This window comes from Eubacterium ramulus, assembly GCF_045002895.1.
GTDB lineage: Bacteria > Bacillota > Clostridia > Lachnospirales > Lachnospiraceae > Eubacterium_I > Eubacterium_I ramulus.
Window position 1 is genome coordinate 2,171,441 of sequence record NZ_CP173382.1, and the last position, 15,202, is coordinate 2,186,642.

Annotated in this window: 14 protein-coding genes and 1 pseudogene; 2 read left to right on the forward strand and 13 right to left on the reverse strand. The window is 43.7% G+C overall.

Going from position 1 to position 15,202, the window contains the following annotated elements; genetic code table 11:
- Positions 1-14: 14 nt before the first annotated feature.
- From ACIRUQ_RS10180 to pcrA, 10 genes and pseudogenes are all read right to left on the reverse strand, one after another.
- Positions 15-680, reverse strand: coding sequence for an ABC transporter ATP-binding protein (locus ACIRUQ_RS10180; protein ID WP_008816374.1), 666 nt, complete (start codon positions 678-680; stop codon positions 15-17).
- Positions 681-685: 5 nt separating this feature from the next.
- On the reverse strand, positions 686-946 hold the full coding sequence (locus tag ACIRUQ_RS10185; RefSeq protein ID WP_008816373.1) for a hypothetical protein: 261 nt from the start codon (positions 944-946) through the stop codon (positions 686-688).
- Positions 947-1,075: 129 nt separating this feature from the next.
- Complete coding sequence (locus ACIRUQ_RS10190) at positions 1,076-3,109, reverse strand: FtsX-like permease family protein (protein WP_055290458.1); 2,034 nt, start codon at positions 3,107-3,109, stop codon at positions 1,076-1,078.
- A 165-nt stretch (positions 3,110-3,274) separates the two neighbouring features.
- Positions 3,275-4,306: a sensor histidine kinase KdpD gene (locus tag ACIRUQ_RS10195; protein ID WP_008816371.1), complete on the reverse strand. Its 1,032-nt coding sequence runs from the start codon at positions 4,304-4,306 to the stop codon at positions 3,275-3,277.
- Positions 4,303-4,995, reverse strand: a complete 693-nt coding sequence (locus ACIRUQ_RS10200) for a response regulator transcription factor (protein WP_021632060.1) — start codon at positions 4,993-4,995, stop codon at positions 4,303-4,305. Before ACIRUQ_RS10200 ends, ACIRUQ_RS10195 begins: the two co-directional genes overlap by 4 nt.
- 217 nt (positions 4,996-5,212) lie before the next feature.
- Positions 5,213-5,350, reverse strand: a pseudogene (locus tag ACIRUQ_RS10205) (helix-turn-helix domain-containing protein); the annotation flags it as partial.
- Between the two features lie 321 nt (positions 5,351-5,671).
- Positions 5,672-6,043 (reverse strand): TnpV protein, encoded by a 372-nt coding sequence (locus ACIRUQ_RS10210; protein ID WP_008392695.1) that lies wholly within the window; start codon positions 6,041-6,043, stop codon positions 5,672-5,674.
- A gap of 31 nt (positions 6,044-6,074) precedes the next feature.
- Positions 6,075-7,754: a 23S rRNA (uracil(1939)-C(5))-methyltransferase RlmD gene (gene rlmD, locus ACIRUQ_RS10215; protein ID WP_055290457.1), complete on the reverse strand. Its 1,680-nt coding sequence runs from the start codon at positions 7,752-7,754 to the stop codon at positions 6,075-6,077.
- A 145-nt stretch (positions 7,755-7,899) separates the two neighbouring features.
- Positions 7,900-8,151 carry a hypothetical protein gene (locus ACIRUQ_RS10220; protein ID WP_022035871.1) on the reverse strand — a complete coding sequence of 84 codons (252 nt, stop codon included), beginning with the start codon at positions 8,149-8,151 and terminating at the stop codon, positions 7,900-7,902.
- Between the two features lie 185 nt (positions 8,152-8,336).
- The gene (pcrA, locus tag ACIRUQ_RS10225) at positions 8,337-10,613 is read right to left on the reverse strand and encodes a DNA helicase PcrA (RefSeq protein ID WP_055290455.1); all 2,277 of its coding nucleotides are present in this window, start codon (positions 10,611-10,613) and stop codon (positions 8,337-8,339) included.
- Between the two features lie 209 nt (positions 10,614-10,822).
- Here pcrA and ACIRUQ_RS10230 point away from each other — a divergent pair, with 209 nt between their 5' ends.
- Complete coding sequence (locus ACIRUQ_RS10230; protein WP_055290454.1) at positions 10,823-11,455, forward strand: DUF1836 domain-containing protein; 633 nt, start codon at positions 10,823-10,825, stop codon at positions 11,453-11,455.
- Between the two features lie 155 nt (positions 11,456-11,610).
- Here ACIRUQ_RS10230 and ACIRUQ_RS10235 read toward each other — a convergent pair whose 3' ends face one another.
- On the reverse strand, positions 11,611-11,913 hold the full coding sequence (locus tag ACIRUQ_RS10235; RefSeq protein WP_022035868.1) for a YerC/YecD family TrpR-related protein: 303 nt from the start codon (positions 11,911-11,913) through the stop codon (positions 11,611-11,613).
- 264 nt (positions 11,914-12,177) lie between these two features.
- Between ACIRUQ_RS10235 and ACIRUQ_RS10240 the strand changes: the two genes are divergently transcribed.
- The gene (locus tag ACIRUQ_RS10240; RefSeq protein WP_021737605.1) at positions 12,178-12,543 is read left to right on the forward strand and encodes an ester cyclase; all 366 of its coding nucleotides are present in this window, start codon (positions 12,178-12,180) and stop codon (positions 12,541-12,543) included.
- Between the two features lie 151 nt (positions 12,544-12,694).
- Here ACIRUQ_RS10240 and ACIRUQ_RS10245 read toward each other — a convergent pair whose 3' ends face one another.
- Entirely contained in the window at positions 12,695-13,342 is a 648-nt protein-coding gene (locus ACIRUQ_RS10245) for a cobalamin-dependent protein (RefSeq protein WP_022035866.1), read from the reverse strand.
- A 95-nt stretch (positions 13,343-13,437) separates the two neighbouring features.
- The gene (locus ACIRUQ_RS10250) at positions 13,438-15,201 is read right to left on the reverse strand and encodes a homocysteine S-methyltransferase family protein (protein WP_021737603.1); all 1,764 of its coding nucleotides are present in this window, start codon (positions 15,199-15,201) and stop codon (positions 13,438-13,440) included.
- Between the last annotated feature and the right edge of the window lies 1 nt (position 15,202).

A 15,202-nucleotide genomic window follows, 5' to 3' on the forward strand; every position in this document is an offset into this window, starting at 1 on the left:
AGCTTGCCACCTCCTTATTCCACAATCCTGCCATCCTCAATGCGGACAATCCGATCTGCAAGGCGGGCTATGTCGTCATTGTGGGTAATCATTACAACGGTTTGCCGGAACTCCGCGCTGGTGCGCTTGATAAGTCCCAGCACCTCGGCGCTGGTCTTGCTGTCAAGGTTACCGGTTGGCTCATCGGCCAGCACAATAGCCGGTTTGGTAATCAGAGCGCGGGCAATCGCCACACGCTGCTGCTGTCCGCCGGATAGATTGTTCGGCATATTTTTCAGTTTATCTTCCAGCCCCAGTAGGTGAACAATTTCGTCCAAAAACTTCTGATCCACCGTGTCCCCGTCCAGCTCCACCGGCAGGACGATGTTCTCATACACATTCAGAATAGGAACAAGGTTATAGTTCTGGAAGATAAAGCCGATGTTGCGGCGGCGAAAGATGGTAAGCTGTTCATCGTTCTTCTTTGCCAGTTCTTCGCCCCGGACGATCACGGTTCCGCTGGTGGGAGTGTCCAGCCCGCCCATCATGTGAAGCAGGGTGGACTTGCCGCTGCCGGATGTTCCCACAACGGCCACAAACTCGCCGTCCTCCACGGAGAAGTTCACACCGTCAAGGGCGCGGGTAATGTTCGGCTCTGTGCCGTAATACTTTTTCAGGTCGATAGTCTGTAAAATACTCATAAAATTCAATCCTTTCTTTGTTTGTTGTAAATGCGGAACGCTGCCGCGCCGGTGGCCGCCAACTGTACCAGAATCAGCCCAGCGAACAGGCCGAAGCTCTCATAGTAGAACAGTTCATCCCAAAACAGGAGAACATCACAGAGAGCAGTCAAGGCAACCGTCCAGCGGATGTGCCGGGCCAGCCATTGCCGGAACACCAGCACAAGGACAGCGGGCGGGACGATCAGCAGCGCCAGATTCAAAATCAATGTCGGGGTCAGTTCCATTGCGTCGCCTCCTCGCTTTTGTTGATAAGGCTATTGTAAAACCCAAATGTCCGCGAAATGTTACAGCGGCCAAAAAATTTCATTGAAAATCGGGGTGAAATGTTACAACGCTCGGACATTTCAAAATTATTATTCAACTACCCTTAATCGAGCTACAATACTTGTTTTTCTAAAATAGCGAAACGAAACATGAGGAACTATAATCGCCACAACGCAAATAACAATTCCCTCTAATATCAACGGGAAAATCGTAGGCTGTATTGTAAACAGCCATAAGTCAGGTTGATTAAAGAAAGTAGGAAGAATTGTATTTGCAACAATAAGAGAGAGAGGTAAACCCATTACACAAATCAGAAATGCGTAAAACAATCCCTCCAATACGGTCAATTTGTTAATTTGTTTTTTCGTCATTCCGATGCTCTCTAATGTAGCAAATTCCCGTTGCCGGTTTATAATGCTCGTTATAATGATGTTGGAAAAATTCACAAGCCCGATACTTCCTAATAGAAACCCAATAAGGCCACCTATGATAAAAATAGTTTGTTTTAATCCATTCATAGTTTGTGCCAATGTTTCAGACGATGCGTATTCAACGGTAGGCAAAGAATTGATGTACTCGGTCGCTGGCAAAAAGTGTTCTTTTTCCACATCAAACACATAACTCATTATGGCTGGATTGTTATACAATTCCACAAACATCTCATTACTCATATAGAAAATAGGACAATCGCCGCCAACATCAGTGTAGCCAACATTCTTACCCGGAGATTCTACCAATGAAAAATCAACCACTGCACGCGCAATTACCGAAACCGTTTTATAAGGCAATCCATCTTTGTAAATGGTAACTTCCTGATTGAGCGGACAAAGAAATTCAGGAGATTCATTTGGGTTGATCGCTGAAATTTCTATAACATAGTTTCCACTTTCCAAATATGAGGTTAGTTGCTGTATATCTGTTTCTCCCTCAATGAAATTCAATTTAGGAAGTATTGATTTTTCTACCCCGTAAATATTGCAAAGAGGTCGATAATCAACACCGAGTTTTACTGGATAAGTTCTGCCATCAACCATACCACTTCGTATAAGGTGATTATCTTCTGTGTATTCGTCTAATACTTCCGTGACCAAACTACCATAATCATAAGTAACACTGACATCATCCAAAGTGTTTTTATAAATTCGACTTCCGTTCAGCACAGGAATATTATTTTCAATATCAGATATGATTTCATTACTAACAGAATCATCTTTAAATCGAAAACCTTGCACATTAGAAAATGTGTTTGGGCTTGCCACAACAAAATCAAATGAGGTAACAGAAGATACATATTTTTTAACATCAACACTATTTCCGATTGCGATTGCACTGTTTAGGAGAATAATGCAGAGTATCATGGATAAGACGATAAATATGGTACGCTTTGAATTTCTTCTTAAATTTCTCCATGCCATTTCTGTTATTCTATTCTTAAACGAAAGACGATTCTTGTTGGCACTATGATAATTGTCTTTTTCATAGTATCTAGTTGCCTCAATGGGCGAAATCGTAGCTGCAATTTTGAATGGTTTCTTTATGCTCACCCAAACAGTAATCGCACTAAATATCCCGGCAACGACAAAAATAATAGGATTAAAACTCAAGTTCACAGAAAGATTGTGATACTCGTCTTTCATAAAATTAAGAATCCACGGAAGCATAAGTATTCCTACTATATATCCTAAAATCAACCCAATAGATATACCAATTATAGACAGCCAAAATGCTTGCTTATAAACAATTCGCTTGATTTGCTTCTCCGTTGTTCCGATTGTTCTTAATAAGCCATATTTCTTTATTTCTTGAACAACAGAAATCTCAAAAATATTGCGAATGAGCAAATAGCCCGTTATTACAAAAATCATAATAAAAAACAGGGCTGCTATTATGGCAATCCAATTTACAGATGTGCCAGTGGACGGGCTGGTTCCCCTAATTTGCAAAATAGTTGTCTGTATAGACTGGATCGCTCCAACACATAAAGTCGTTACAGAAGTAAAAAGCATTGATGTTAAAACGATTGCTATTACAGCAACAATATTTCGTAATTTGTTGGCTTTGAAGCTTCTTTGCGCCAGCTTCTTTGTAATGGCGCTGGTGTCATTTTCAAAATGCCATGTCATAGTTGTATCACCTCCATATTTGATAAGGGTATTGTAAAACCTAAATGTCCGCGAAATGTTACAGCGGCCAAAAAATTTCATTGAAAATCGAGGTGAAATGTTACAACGCTCGGACATTTCAAAAAAATTTACGGCGGGCAGCCGGAAATGGCCGTCCGCCGCATTCTATTTTGTCGGCAGCATAATGGAAAATTCTGAACCCTTGCCCGGCTCAGAAACCACTTTGATGTAGCCGCCCTGCCGTGTTACGATCTCGCGGGTCAGATACAGGCCAATGCCCACGCCCTGCTGTTCGTGTACTTCTTCCTCACGATAAAAGCGCCGGAAGATGGCAGCCTGATTGCTTTCGGAAATGCCCTTGCCGGTATCGGCTACTTTGATCTCCACATACATTTCCCACGGTATCACCGACACCGTAATTTTTCCACCTGCCGGAGTATACTTCACCGCATTGTCCAACAGGTTAAAGAGGGCTTCGGATGTCCACTTGCTGTCATGGGAAAAGGTCAAATTCTCCGGGCAGTCCACAGATACAGCGATTTTCTTTTTTTCCGCTGCATACACGATCCCACTCATGGCTTGCGCCACGGTATCAAAGAGGCAGACCGGTTTCTTATTCAACTGGATTACGCCCGTTTCCAACCGTGAGGTTTTCACAAGAGCCTGAAAGAGAAAGTCCAGTTTATCTGTCTGGGTGCGGATTCCACGGATAAAATCGGTACGCTCCGCCTCGGTCATAGGCTTTTCCAGCAGGGTGTCCGTCGCCATTTTCAGATTGCTTACCGGCGTTTTTACCTGATGGGAAATATCCGATACAAGGGTCTGTAACTCCTGCCGTTCCTCGTCCACCCGGCGGCGGTTCTCCTGCATGATCTGGTAAAGTCTCGCCAGCCGGTGCCCGATTCTGGCGAGCTGGGTTTCGCTGTCCTCTGGCCGCTGGGGTGCTTCATTTCCGGCGATCATGTGGTCTAAGGTCTGGCACAGGTCAGTGGTAAACTGCGACAGTCGCTTTCCAAACGCCTGCGTCAGTACAAAAATCCCTACAATGGCGCACAGCAGCAGCGCCCCGCCTGTCAGCAGCACCGCAATCTGTTTTGTCACAAGAAAAAGAGCTATGGTGATCCCGGACATGGAGAGGGCAAGCTCCATTGCCACCCGGCCAAACAGCCGCTTTACCGAGAGGTTTTGAAACTTCATTTTGCCTCGCCTCCCGTCCATTGATACCCCATGCCGTAAACGGTCTTGATGTAGGGTGCGCCGCCGTCGGCTTCAATCTTGCTGCGAATACGGCTGATGGAGGTTGTCAGGGTGTGTTCGTCCACAAACCGCTCGTCTATATCCCACAGCTTTTCCAAAAGCTGCCCACGGGTCAGCACTTGCCGGGGATTTTTACGAAACAGGTTCAGCATTTTGTACTCCATCGGGGATAGAGTCAGGGGCTTGCCGTTTAAGGAAGCCGTCTGCTCCGAGAAGTCCAGAAACAACCGCCCGTCGTCGTAAATGTCCTTGGCCGGTTTGTGGTGTTCCAGCATGGCGAACATGGCTTTGATTTTCCGCTGCAAGGCCCCAATCACAAAGGGCTTTGTGATGTAGTCCACCGCGCCCACCTCATAGCCCCGTATCTGGTCGCTCTCCTGATCGTTGGCGGTCAGGAATATTACGATGGTGTCCGGGTGCTGAGGCTTTATTAGCTTGCACAGCTCAAAGCCGTTCCCGTCCGGCAGGTTGATGTCCAGCAGCACTAAATCAAATTCCCGCTGGCGGATGGCGTCGGCTGCGGTTCTGGCATTTAGGGCAGAAGTCACGCCGTAGCCGTCTGCGGTCAGGTTATAGGCCAACATCTTATTCAAAAAACTGTCGTCCTCGACAATTAAAATCTGCTTCATATCCTCACTTCCTTTGCTTTTTGCAGATAGTATAACAGGCAAATGTCCGTGAAATGTTACAAGGACAAATATATTTATCATTTTACAGCTTTTTTCTGTGTACTGCAATTTTATAAAAGCAAGGACAGCAGTATCAAATTGCTGTCCTTGCGGTTTATTATAGCTGGTAGTGTATAAGCGTGGGTTCATCATATTTGGTGTGGTATCTTTAACTATGGGAAACTCCACGTTCCCATTTACTAACTGTTTTATCTGATACATATAATTTTTCAGCCAAATCCTTTTGAGTTAAATTCTTTTCCTTTCTTAATTCGGTTACAAATAAACCAAATTTTTCATTACTAATTTGATACATACATCCACCTCCTGCACACATATTATAATGGGAGTACGCATAAATCAATCGACCAGCAGTAGAATTGCAGAATATTAACACAAAATTCATCAAATAATCTCCCCATCATGATTATTTCTATAAAGTTATCTTCGAATATTTTTTAAGGCATACTATGGAATAATTAAATCGGCAACTTATGACTATGACGGAAAAAACCAGCCTTCCGGAACTTAGAAAAAGTCACCTGATATGGAATTGTAATTCGATTCTTCTTAGAACTCTTATAAACACAAAAGCTGAACAAATAGGATTTTTCTTCCTACCTGTTCAGCTCTTTGTTTACCTGTAAATCAATTCATTTAACACAATCTCTTCTGCCATATTACGAATACCATTTACTGCTCTGACCCATGCCATCTGGTCACGAGCTTTCAATTCTTCCGTAATGCTCTGCCTCTCCATCATCTGACGCACCAGAATACCCATCCTCTCCTGTGCTTCGTTGTCTACAGCATTCAGATGTTCTGTCAGTCTGTCTTCCAACATATACAGTGAATACATTGCCGGACGATGCTCTTTAAGATATGTCTTTCGCATCATTCCATATTTCCCATAATGCGGTTCTTCATCTGTACTGACAAGATTCGGATAGTAAATTCCGTCTGCGCCAAGTGTGTAGGTTCCACCCATTTTTTCAAATGTGCTTTTCATGTGTTATTCCTCCTTGAAATCAGCGATATCCTTAAATCATCGCAAAATATTTCAGGGCAGCCTTGATAGCATCTTCTTTCTCTTTCGGACACTGTGGCACTTTGGGATTTTCTGTCTTTGGCAGATTATAGTTTTCTCCCACTTCAATTCCACATTTGCGTTTTACCTGAGAAATATATAAATTTGAAACCTTCAAGCCAAATTCTTTCAGCACATAATCTTTGATTTCCTGATAGGTTGCTTTCAACTCGGCACTGGTGGCATCCAGCTCGTCCAGGTCTAAGTCAATCTCTATCGTGTCATCTGGTTTTTGTTGGGACAAAAGAACAACCGTCTCCACATGCACCGTTCCTGGAAACATATCCACACAGCAAATCCGTTCCACCACATATCCCTGTGCCTGTAAAACCTCCAGATCCCGCTGTAGGCTGGTCGGTTTACAGGAAATATAAATCATACGATCCACACCATAACGGATGATCTTCTCCAGTGCCTTTGGATGAATTCCTTCCCGTGGAGGATCCAACACAATAAAATCTGGCTTTTCTTCGATGTAATCCAGAACTTTCAAGACATCACCGGCAATAAAATCACAGTTCTCCAGCTGATTTAACTGTGCATTTTCTTTCGCAGCTTCTACGGCTTCCTCCACGATTTCCACTCCGATCACATGTTTTGCCGCAGGCGACAGAATCTGTGCGATTGTTCCGGTTCCGCTGTACAGATCATATACCGTCTTCTCCGATTTTTCATCCAGACTGTCTCCGATATATTCACGGGCAGTCTGATATAATACCTCTGCGCCCAGAGAGTTGGTCTGGAAAAAGGAAAACGGAGAGATTCGAAACTTTAACCCAAGCAATTCCTCATAGAAATAATCCTGACCATATAAAATTTCTGTTCCTTCATTTTTCACTGCGTCTGCCACGCTGTCATTTTTTGTATGCAAAATGCCGGCAATACTTCCATCCAGTTCCAGTGCCAGAAGCTGTTCTTTCCAGCCATCTAAAAGTGCTGTTTCATTCACACAGCTCTCCCCTGCACAAATCTCCTGTGTAGTCGTGATCAGATCGATCAAGATTTCCTCTGTCTTTACTGCTTTTCGCACCAGCAGATGACGCAGATATCCTTCATGGCGCATCCGATGGTAAAATGGAATATCCTGTGCTCTGAAATATGCTACCGTTGCACCCAGGATCTTGCGGTAGTCATCATCCACAATCCGACATTCATCCACAGTTACAATGTCATAGAAACTTCCCCGCTTGTGCATACCAAGTGCCAGCGGACCATCCTTTACTTCATCACCAAACGTATATTCCATTTTATTTCGGTAACCAAACTGCTGCGGACTTTTTCGGATTCCCTCAAAAATATCCTCCGCATTTGGTACCACTGCTTTCATCAGTTCCAGCACCTGTCCGGCTTTCAGTTTTAACTGTTCTTCATACGGCAGTGTCTGATAATTACATCCGCCGCAGACACCATAATGCGGGCAGTTAGCTTCTGCATTCTCCAGTTCTGACTTTTCCAGAATCTCCAGCAGACGTCCCTCTGCTTTTCCTTTTCGCTTTTTATTGATGACAAAAGAAACTTTCTGTCCCGGAATAGTATTTTTTACCGTTACTTCACTGTCCTCTACTTTTACAATTCCCTTATTCGGGAACTTGACTTTTTCTACAATGCCTTCACACATCTGTCCTTTTTTCAAATCTTTCTCCTCACAATGCTTTCTTTATTTTTCATACACAAACATCTCAACTCTGAAGTCAGGCAAAAAACGCCCACTCGCATTCTGTGAGTGGGCGTTCCAATACGGATCATCCTTGCATCAAATTACATTCCGCTGATGCAGATTAGTCTTCCTCTTCGTATTCATCATCCTCGTCATCAAAGAAGTCATCATCAAACTCATCTTCGAATTCATCTTCAAAGTCATCCATATAATCAGGAGCAAAGAACTTATAAATATAATGTGCTGCTACGACTACCGCTGCAACTGCTCCAACAATGGCAAGAATCCAAAGTAATTTTGTCTTTCTTTCCTCATCAATTTTTTTGGAAAATAACTCTGTTAATTTTGCAACACTGATCAAATCATTGTTCATGTCATTCACTCCTTCTTAATACATTCCTTCTACTTCACATTTCACAATACAAAACGCTGGTAAAGCGGACATTCGCAATCCACTTTCGCTACATGAACACAGTCGCTTTGCGACCTGCGTTCACAATATTATTTTACAAATCTGAATTTTCTGCTCCGTATTGTTCATTGTTATAGGCGATTATATCATAACTTCTGAAGTTTTGCAAACGATGCAAACATTTTCTTTGTGCCAAAATCATCAAAATCCACAGTAACTTCGTAGTCTCTTCCACCGGAAACAATCTGCTTTACCAGACCTTCTCCAAACTTCACATGACGCACCCGGTCACCTTCCGCATACGTCAGTCTGCCAAGCTTTGTCCCACCACCAAACTGCTGCGTTTTTTTCTGTCCCAGGCTGAAAGATTTATAATAAGGCATACCCCCTGCCGGTGCAGAGGAACCGCCGCCGTATGGTTTCCGACTGAAATTCTGCTTTACATTCCCAAAATCTTTGATCGGTTCTTCTTTTCTTGGCCGTTCCTCCCGCACCATGCCGTTCAACAGGCTCTTCGGGATTTCTTTCACAAAACGGGAGACTTTGTGATACTGTGTCTCTCCCCTGGCCATACGCATCCGTGCGCTGGTCAGAGTCAGATGTTCTCTGGCTCTTGTAATTCCCACATAACACAGACGTCTCTCTTCTTCCACTTCGGTCGGGTCATCAGAAGTAATCGTCATATAACTTGGGAACAACCCGTCTTCCATACCTGCCAGATAAACATTCGGGAACTCCAGTCCCTTTGCGCTGTGCAGTGTCATCAGCACCACATAATCACTGTCCTCTTCCAGATTATCAATATCTGCAATTAATGCCACTTCCTCAAGGAATCCGCTCAATGTCGGCTGTTCCACAGATTCCTCATAGGCCACGATCTTGCTGATCAGCTCATCGATATTTTCAATTCGGGCACGGGCTTCATCTGTACCTTCCGCATCCAGTTCTGCCACATAACCGGTATCTTCAATAATCTCATCCATGAGTTGTTCCACACTGATATAGGGCAGCTTGCTGCGCAGCATCTGAATAAAAGTCACAAAAGGACGAATCTTGGTCGCAGTAGCTTTGCTCAGCGTCGATATCTCTTCCGCCTGTCTCAGCGCGGCATAAAAACTCATTCCGTTCTCATCTGCATAGTCCTGTACTTTGGCTATGGTCGTTGCACCGATTCCCCGTTTCGGTACATTGATGATCCGTTTCACTGCCAGATCATCCTGTGCATTGTCGATCGTTTTCAGATAACACAGTAAATCTTTAATTTCTTTTCTTGCATAGAAGTTTACACCACCCACGATTTTATACGGAATATTCTCCCGGACAAACCGCTCCTCTAACAAACGTGACTGTGCATTGGTCCGGTACAGTACGGCACTGTCTCCATAAGAAAATACCCCTTTGCGCACAAATGAATTGATGCTATGGGCAATGTACTCTGCCTCATCGTATGCTGTATCAAAATCCTTACAGTCAATCTTGTCACCGGCATCCTGCTGCGTCCAGAGCGCCTTTGCTTTTCTGCCCACGTTATTTTTGATCACTGCATTGGCAGCATCCAGAATATTCTGTGTAGAACGGTAGTTTTCCTCCAGCTTAATGACTTTTGCATCCGGGAAATACTGCTCAAAATTGAGAATATTGTGGATATTGGCTCCACGGAATTTGTAGATTGACTGATCATCATCACCTACCACACAAAGGTTACGGTACTTGGCTGCCAGCAGCCGCACCAGTTCAAACTGCGCCGTATTTGTATCCTGATACTCATCTACCATGATATAGCGCAGACGCTCCTGATAAGAATCCAACACTTCCGGATCATTTTTAAACAATTCCACACATTTCATGATGAGATCGTCAAAATCAAGTGCATTGTTTTTTTTCAGCGTCTGCTGATATTCCCGGTAAACCTGTGCCTGCTTCTGTTTTGCATAATCACCGGCTGCCCGCATGGTAAACTCCTCCGGAGAGATCAATTCATTTTTTGCGGAAGAAATCACATTCAGCAACGCACGTTCTTTCGTCTGCTTCGTATCAATCTGAAGCCGCTTGCACACATCCTTCATCACCGTCTTCTGATCATCTGCATCATAAATCGTAAACCGGTTGTCATAGCCCAGACGGTCAATATACCGACGAAGAATCCGCACACAGCTGGAGTGAAAGGTAGATACCCAGATACTCTCCGAACCGAATCCCACCAGATTGTCGATACGTTCCCGCATCTCTGCTGCTGCTTTATTTGTAAAGGTAATTGCCATAATATGATATGGATTCACCCCTTTTTCCTCTATCAGATAAGCGGTTCTGTGCGTCAAAACCCTCGTCTTTCCGGAACCGGCTCCTGCCAGTACCAGCACCGGTCCTTCTGTCTGAAAAACCGCTTCCTGCTGCTGTGTATTCAGCAAATCATATCTGCCCATGCTTCCTCCATTTATTTCTTCTATCTGTTTCTATCTGTTTCATTTTCTGACTGCTATCTTTTATCGAACATATTTTCTAACCTTGTGCTATCATAGCATAAGGTGCCTGATCCCGTCAACAACATTGGCTTGCCATTCGGTTTTCAATACTATATAATATCCTTTAAACATTACAAAACATAAATCACGAATGACTGGAGATAGTTCGCATGACAATCAATACAAACGATTTATTAAACAGCATACTGGACAGTCTGTCACGAATTGACCATGCAAAACTGGAAGCGCTTCCGGATATCAATCTATATATGGATCAGGTCATAACATTCATGGAAAAAGAACTGTATCCTACAAAACGGCATGAGGAAGATCCAATTCTGACCAAAACCATGGTCAACAATTATGTAAAAAATAATCTGCTCCCGCCGCCGGAAAAGAAAAAATATTCCAAAGAGCATATTTTAACCCTGGTGTTTATCTACTATTTTAAAAGTGTCCTCAGTATCAGTGATATCCAGAATGTCCTGAATCCGCTGACCGACCGCTATTTCGGCAAAAAATCTTCCCCGACACTGGAGGAGATTTATGACGGTATCTTCTGTCTGGAATCCCATCAGGTAGAGCGTTTAAAAGAAATCATCCAGGAAGAATATATCATCAGCGAATCTGCTTTTGCAGATCTGGAAAATCTCAGTGAAAAAGATGCAGACTTTTTGCAGAAGTTCACTTTCATCTGCCTTCTGAATTTTGATGTCTATACAAAAAAGCTTCTGATTGAGAAAATCATCGACTCCATGAAAAAACCGGAGCCGCCGAAAAACACAAAAAGGAAACGCAGCTGATTCCCATATACGGGAATCCTTCTGTGCTTCCTTTTTTCTTTTACCGTTATCTTGATGTTGGGGTCAAAAGATGCCTTACGAATTGTTCCGTACTTCGTACTCCCACAATTCTACCCAATATTCGCATATCGTGAAGCTGACGCTCCACTTTTATGCTACTGCTCACCTTCCTGCCCTTTCATTCTGGCAAACACCATATCATAACCGTCATTGCCATAATTCAGGGAACGGTTGACACGGCTGATCGTCGCTGTGGATGCACCGGTCTTCTCCGCGATATCCAGATAAGTCTTCTGCTCCCGCAGCATATGTGCCACTTCAAAACGCTGTGACAGTGATAAAATTTCATTGATGGTACAAACATCTTCAAAAAAGGTATAACACTCCTCTTTATCTTTCAGGCACAGGATAGCTTCAAACAGGTGATCCACGGCCTCTGTTCTGATTTTTTTGCTCATTTTATACTCCTTCTGTAACCAAATACCTATTACATCTGCTTTCCAGCATTTGCTTTTCTCTGTGCAAAATTTTAACATATTAAAGTTTTGAAGTAAAGAGGTGTTTTGGATTTTCTCTGCACTTCTATAATCATTGTTGTATTCAACATTTGTCGAAAATAATTATTCTGTGGTTCTCACAGTTTTCAACAAACAACGCTTTTCAATTCAACATTTTTCGTTTATCATATAAACATAAAATCAATTCAGAAAGGAAACACGACTATGACAAACAAAGAACTTGTATTGAAATTTTATGATGAAGTATTTAACAACTGGGATATCTCCAATTTAGACAATTATATGAAAGACAATTACATCCAGCACAATCCGACTGCTCCGAGCGGAAAAGAAGGCTTTGTAGAATTCACCAAATTTTTCTTCAGTCTGAAACCACATATGGATATCATTCATATCGGTGAGGATGGAGATATCGTATATGTATTCTTCAAATGCACACTGGAAAACGGTGCAATCAATAAAGTATGTGATATTTACCGTATCGAAGATGGTAAACTGGCTGAGCACTGGGATGTGGTAGAACATAATGTACAGGATATCGTGCCGGTACACAACAACGGACTGTTTTAAGGCACTATTGAACGCTTGCGTATCATCTGATTTTTTATAAAACAAAGCTGGAAACAAAATCCAGGACAAGACGATCGTCTGATTTTCGTCACCGGAGTGAACATCTCTCACCGCCGTGTCTGTCTGGATTTCATTTCCAGCTTATTCTTTATTATAATGAAAGTCCGAGCAACCGCTGCACCAGCCGTACGGCATCGGCCGCATCTTTCGAATATCCATCGGCTCCGATTTCGTCTGCATAACTCTGTGTGATAACCGCACCTCCGATGATAACTTTGGTTTTCAGCTGTTTTTCTTTTACCAGCTCCACTACATCTTTCATCCGCATCATTGTAGTTGTCATCAAAGCAGACAGTGCAATAATATCTGCCTTTTCATCGATGGCTGCCTGCACGATGTCTTCCTTCGGTACATCTTTACCCAGATCCACTACACGAAATCCATAATTTTTCAGCATAAGTGCCACCAGATTTTTTCCGATATCGTGAATATCTCCTTCTACGGTAGCAATCACAATGGTCACTTTCGGACCGGTCTCATCCCCGGAAGACAGCATTGGTTCCAGATACTCAATGGCTTTCTTCATGGTTTCCGCACTGGCAATCAGCTGTGGCAGGAAGTATTTCTGCTGTTCAAAGAGATCCCCCACTTCATTGATGGCAGGAATCAGCTCATCGCTGACAATCATACCAGGTTCCATGCCCTGTGCCAGACCGGCTTTTACTTCATCCAGAATGCTCTTCATGGAACCGTTCAGCACCGCCTTGTAGATTGTGCTGTGAGATGCCGCAGCATTCATGGAAACATTCTTGTTCTCACTGCATCTGTTTTTTTCTGCTGCCGCAGGTTTCTGTGTATTTCCGCCTGCGTTCTGTAGCGATGCCTTCGCTGATTTTACAGATTCAGTTTTTTTTTTGCATCAAACTCTGCCATGCGGTTGATGTAATTCAGATCCGCACCAGCTTTGTTTAACAGTAAATCACTGGCTGCTGCCAGGTTCATCATAATGTCACTGGACGGATTTGCAATGGCCATAGTCAGACCGCTCTGTAAAGCCATAGTAACAAATGCTGCATTGACAAAGGCACGGTTCGGTAATCCGAAAGAAATATTGGATAATCCACCGACAGTTGCCAGACCCAGCTCATTTTTACAGTAACAAATGGTTTCTAATGTCTCCAGCGCTGCATTTTTGTTTGCACCTACGGTGGCTACCAGTCCGTCCACCACAATATCCTCTTTGTGCATGCCAAGTTCTAATGCACGAGCGAGGATCGTATGTATAATTTCTTTCTTTTCGTTGATATCCTTCGGCAGTCCTGCATCGGACAGCGGAAGTAAAATAAACATCGCTCCATATTTTTTAGCAATTGGAAGCAGCTTTTCAAATTTTTCTTTTTCCAGTGAAATGGAATTGATCAGGGCACGTCCCGGATAACGGCGCAGAGCTGCCTCTATGATATCTACATGACTGGAGTCGAAGCAGAGTGGAAGGCTTGTGGTCATGGTCACTTCCTCGATGGCCTCCAGCATCATTTCCTTCTCATCAATACCATTCATTCCCATATTGATATCCAGAATATGTGCTCCCATCTCTTCCTGTTCTTCTGCCATGTCACAGACAATCTCCATGCTTCCCTGGCGCAGTGATTCCTGCAGTTCTTTCTTTCCGGTCGGATTAATGCGCTCACCGATTACAAGAAACGGACCGTTGATATCTATCTCCTGTATCTGGCGCTCCGAAGCCAAGACACGTTTGCGCTCCTGCATCACCGGAACCGGCTTCATATTCTTCGTTGCCGCAACCAGAGAGGCTATGTGCTCCGGTGTCGTTCCGCAACATCCGCCGAGCACTGCCGCACCGGCTTCCATCAACATCGGACCAAAAGATGCGAACTCTTCCGGTCCCATATCATAAACAGTCTCACCATCTACCATCTGCGGCAGGCCTGCATTCGGTTTTGCCAGAATCGGCACGTTTGCATACGGTTTCATCTGTCGTACCATATCTGCCATCCGCTCAGGACCGGTAGAACAGTTGATACCTACGACATCTGCTCCGAGGCTCTGCAGCACAACCATGCATCCTTCCGGTGTATTTCCATATAATGTCTTTCCTTTTTCATCAAAGGTCATGGATACCATGATCGGCAGGTCACAGGTCTCTTTGATCGCCAGAACAGCGGCTCTGGTCTCAGCAAGGCTCATCATAGTCTCTACTACAAAGAGGTCAACGCCTGCTTCATACAGGATTTTCGCCTGTTCTTTGTAAATATCAATAAGTTCTTCCAGTTCCAGATCGCCCATCGGCTCCAGGCTTTCACCGGTCATGGTCATATCACCACATACCAGTCCTTTCTCACCCGCTGCTTCCCGGCACAGCTGCACCAGTTTTGTATTGATCTCTACAATTTTATCTGCCAGTCCATACTCTTCCAGTTTGATACGGTTTCCGGAAAATGTCGGTGCGTATAAAATCTGCGTACCTGCTTCTATATAACGTTTCTGAAGATCCAGGATCACATCCGGATGATCCAGAATCCACTGTTCCGGGCACACACCTGTAGGCATACCGGCTTTTTGCAGATTGCTTCCTGTAGCTCCATCCAGATATACAGGTCCATTCTCTAATAATCTATACAGTTCTTCCTTTTTCATT

Bases quoted from the DNA above. Each gene is read 5' to 3' on its own strand.
- ACIRUQ_RS10180 (WP_008816374.1), bottom strand. From the start codon at position 680: ATGAGTATTTTACAGACTATCGACCTGAAAAAGTATTACGGCACAGAG.
- ACIRUQ_RS10185 (WP_008816373.1), bottom strand. From the start codon at position 946: ATGGAACTGACCCCGACATTGATTTTGAATCTGGCGCTGCTGATCGTC.
- ACIRUQ_RS10190 (WP_055290458.1), bottom strand. From the start codon at position 3,109: ATGACATGGCATTTTGAAAATGACACCAGCGCCATTACAAAGAAGCTG.
- ACIRUQ_RS10195 (WP_008816371.1), bottom strand. From the start codon at position 4,306: ATGAAGTTTCAAAACCTCTCGGTAAAGCGGCTGTTTGGCCGGGTGGCA.
- ACIRUQ_RS10200 (WP_021632060.1), bottom strand. From the start codon at position 4,995: ATGAAGCAGATTTTAATTGTCGAGGACGACAGTTTTTTGAATAAGATG.
- ACIRUQ_RS10210 (WP_008392695.1), bottom strand. From the start codon at position 6,043: ATGAAAAGCACATTTGAAAAAATGGGTGGAACCTACACACTTGGCGCA.
- ACIRUQ_RS10220 (WP_022035871.1), bottom strand. From the start codon at position 8,151: ATGAACAATGATTTGATCAGTGTTGCAAAATTAACAGAGTTATTTTCC.
- pcrA (WP_055290455.1), bottom strand. From the start codon at position 10,613: ATGGGCAGATATGATTTGCTGAATACACAGCAGCAGGAAGCGGTTTTT.
- ACIRUQ_RS10230 (WP_055290454.1), top strand. From the start codon at position 10,823: ATGACAATCAATACAAACGATTTATTAAACAGCATACTGGACAGTCTG.
- ACIRUQ_RS10235 (WP_022035868.1), bottom strand. From the start codon at position 11,913: ATGAGCAAAAAAATCAGAACAGAGGCCGTGGATCACCTGTTTGAAGCT.
- ACIRUQ_RS10240 (WP_021737605.1), top strand. From the start codon at position 12,178: ATGACAAACAAAGAACTTGTATTGAAATTTTATGATGAAGTATTTAAC.
- ACIRUQ_RS10245 (WP_022035866.1), bottom strand. From the start codon at position 13,342: ATGAATGCTGCGGCATCTCACAGCACAATCTACAAGGCGGTGCTGAAC.
- ACIRUQ_RS10250 (WP_021737603.1), bottom strand. From the start codon at position 15,201: ATGAAAAAGGAAGAACTGTATAGATTATTAGAGAATGGACCTGTATAT.